The organism is Candidatus Woesearchaeota archaeon (assembly GCA_003695435.1).
Taxonomy (GTDB): Archaea; Nanobdellota; Nanobdellia; order Woesearchaeales; family UBA11576; genus J101.
On record RFJL01000052.1, the window covers coordinates 1 to 3,403 of the forward strand.

Annotated in this window: 2 protein-coding genes; both read left to right on the forward strand. The window is 41.9% G+C overall.

Translation table 11 applies throughout. From position 1 onward, the window contains the following. On the forward strand, positions 1-1,903 hold a 1,903-nt coding region (locus D6774_03950; protein ID RME77598.1), incomplete at its 5' end, for a DUF853 family protein. Positions 1,904-1,907: 4 nt separating this feature from the next. Beyond that, positions 1,908-3,403, forward strand: a 1,496-nt coding sequence (locus D6774_03955) for a hypothetical protein (protein RME77599.1), incomplete at its 3' end; no start/stop codon positions are given.

Consider the following 3,403-nt stretch of genomic DNA (forward strand, 5'->3'; position numbering starts at 1 on the left):
CTTCAACCTAACAGGAGTGCCCCTAGGAGAATACACCATTAAATCAAAAGTAAAATACACCTCACGCGAAGGAGAACTTAGATTCGTCACCGATCAAGACAGCTTCAAAATCACACCTGAACCCATCACTCTTGGAACAGTACTCTTTGCCAAAGTATGGCTCTTTGCAGTCTGGCAATACCTTGCAGCACTTCTCCTCCTAGGACTCCTTGTTGCAGCAGCGCACAAAGGAAAAGAATACTGGGAGCTTCACAAAAAATACCAACACATCATCGTTGATCACAGACTGCTCCCTCAACCCGGAGAGCGCTCCGCCTACGTAGGACTCATCGCAGAAACACACATACGTGCATTCATCAACCTTGAAAGCCTCACCACACACACCATCATCGCAGGAGCAACAGGAGGCGGGAAAACAATTTCAGCACAAGACATCGTTGAAGAAGCACTAGATCACAACGTAGCAGTTGTCGTCTTTGATCCCACAGGGCAATGGTCAGGATTCCTACGCCCTTGCACAGATAAATCCATGCTCAAACTCTACCCTCACTTCGGCATGAGCATTCATGACGCAAAAGGATACAAAGGAAACATCTTCCACATAGAAAATCCCCGAGAATACTTAGATTTACAATCAAGAATCAAACCAGGATTCATCAACATTATTAACATCTCAAAAATAGATCCAAAAGAATTAGACATCTTCGTTGCAAACACAATCAGGCAAATATTCAAGATGAACTTGCCAGAGAGCAAAACACTCAAAACACTCTTCGTCTATGACGAAGTACACAGACTCCTCCCGAAATTCGGAGGATCAGGAGCAGGGTTCATCCAAATCGAACGCGCCTGTCGTGAATTCAGGAAATGGGGAGTAGGAGTACTTCTCGTCTCACAAGTACTCTCAGACTTCGTAGGAGAAATCAAAGCAAACATCAACACAGAAATACAAATGCGAACAAAATCAGAAGGAGACCTTGAACGTGTCAAAAACAAATACGGAGACGCAATACTCCACGCACTCATCAAAGCAAGCGTGGGAACAGGAATGATACAAAACGCAGAATACAACAAAGGAAGACCCTACCTCATCTCATTCAGACCACTCAAACACAGCCCACAAAGACTCTCAGACAAGGAACTCAACCTCTACTCAAAATACAACAACCAACTCGCAGATATAGAATACCAAATACAACAATTAAAAGACCTCAAACAAGACACCTTCGACGTAGAATTAGAACTCAAACTCGCAAAAGACAAACTCATGGAAGGAAAATTCACCATGGTAGACATCTACATTGACGGACTCGTCACCAAGCTCAAGAGCCAATTCGCAGCAGCAGGCGCAACACCAAAACAAAGACAAATCAAACTCATCCCACAAGAAGAGATAGAAGCAGATATAGCAATAGCGCAAAAAGAAAGAGAGCGCTACACCCAAGAGATGATCAAAAAACACGGAAAAGACTATTTTGAGAACAAGAAAAAAGGAATTGAAAAACCTCCCGCACCAAAAGAACCAAAAAAATCAGAAGATCCCGTTCTGCACTTCCTCGAACGTCAACGCGCAAAAGGTCTCACTGACGATCAAATCAAGAAAAAACTCCTTGAACACGGGTGGAAAGAAAAACAAATAGAAAAACTCTTCAAAAAAGAAGAACAGGAAAAGAAAAAAGAAAAGCCCTCCAAAGATCCTCTTGCAGAACTACAACTCAGACTCAACGCGCTCATGGCAAAAGTAGAAGCAAAGAAAAAAGAAGGAAAAGACCTCACCCTTGAAATAGACACCGTCACCCTTCCCGGAGACGTCAAACTCGCACTCGCATCAAAAGATAAACAAAAAGCACAACAATTGCTCAAAAAAATGGATGAGATAGAGCAAAAACACAACCTGAGGTAATACCATGTTTTGGAAGAAAAAAGACGAAGAACTAGAAATGACCTCTCAACCAGTAAACACTCCCTCTCAAGAGTGGAGTGGCAACGCAGAGGCAGATCTTGAAAAAATCAAAGCAAAGCTCGAAGTACTCGACGCTTACAGAAAAACAGAAAGCGAACACGCAGCAAGAGTCTCAGAAGAACTCGGCGAGCTACGCGCACAAATACTAGAACTACAAAAATCAATTGAAAAAATATCTATCGACTCGTCCAAAGCAATTGATCTTGTAAACGCAGTGCAACCACAAAACCTCATGAAAGAAGTGCAAAAAGAAGACGCAAAACTAGAAGAACTCAAATCAGAACTCAAAGTTGCACAAGAAATGCAAAAAGTACTCAAATCACAACTCCAAGATATCAAAAAAGTAACTGATGCATTTAAAGGGGCTGAAAGCCTTCTCGAACTTGAAAAAGAGATTAGAGAAGAATTAGTATCCTTACAAAAACTTCGCGCAACCGTTGAAAGACATGCTGAGAAAAGCGAAGACATCTTCGTAGAATTCCAAAAACAATACGCACAATTCCTTGAATTCAAAGACATGACAAAAGACTTGCAAGCAAGCTTTGAAGCAGTACTTGAAGATTTTGACAAAGTTAAAGTAAAGCAAGCGGAAATGGTCACAAAAGAAGAATTCAAAGCATTCTCCTCGCAATCAAGAGAACAAATCACCAAAGCACTAAACATCGTAAACGAATCAAAACAAGAACTAGCACAATACGCACAAACAGTTCAAGAATTAAAAACACTCATAGCACAAGCAAAAGAAGAAGAGAAAAAACTCGCTCAAGCAGAAAGCACAACAACGCAAAACGCTCCTGAGGTTAAAAAGTTAGAACAAGAGCTAAGTAGCTTACGTGAGGAGTTCGCAAGACTTGCAAAAAAGGTTCAAGATATTGAAGCATCGTCTTCAACAAAAGATGAAGAACGCGATTACGGAGCTCTTCCGCCCCCTCCTCAATTTGAAGAAAAAGCACAGTCGCAGCTGGTACAGGTGGAGGAGGACGATCTTGAAAAGGATCTTCCTCCCCCTCCTCATATCAAAGAACAAACAACGTCAAAAGAAGTTCAAAACACACAAGAACAACACACAACACAAACAAAACCACAAGAGAAAACGCTAACACAAGATTCAAAACCAGAAACACAAGAATTCAACATTCAAGTGCCTCAACAAGTCCCCCCTGTGCAGAGTTCTTCCACTATTCCGCTGTACAGCAAGGCGCAAGTCTGTCCATTTTTCAAAGGACAAGTGCTTGAAGTCAACGTGGCTGTTGTGGGAAAAGACGGCTCTGGAATTGCACGAGAAAAAGGGTTCACAATCCTTATTGATAACGCAAAGAAGGGCAAGATGCGAGTCAAAATAGAGCGCATTTTCAACAACAATCTCATCTACGCTGTTCCTACAATAGAGCCAGTAAGTGAGGTTAGCGATGAACCTGCTCATAAGGCGAATCTTCCCAC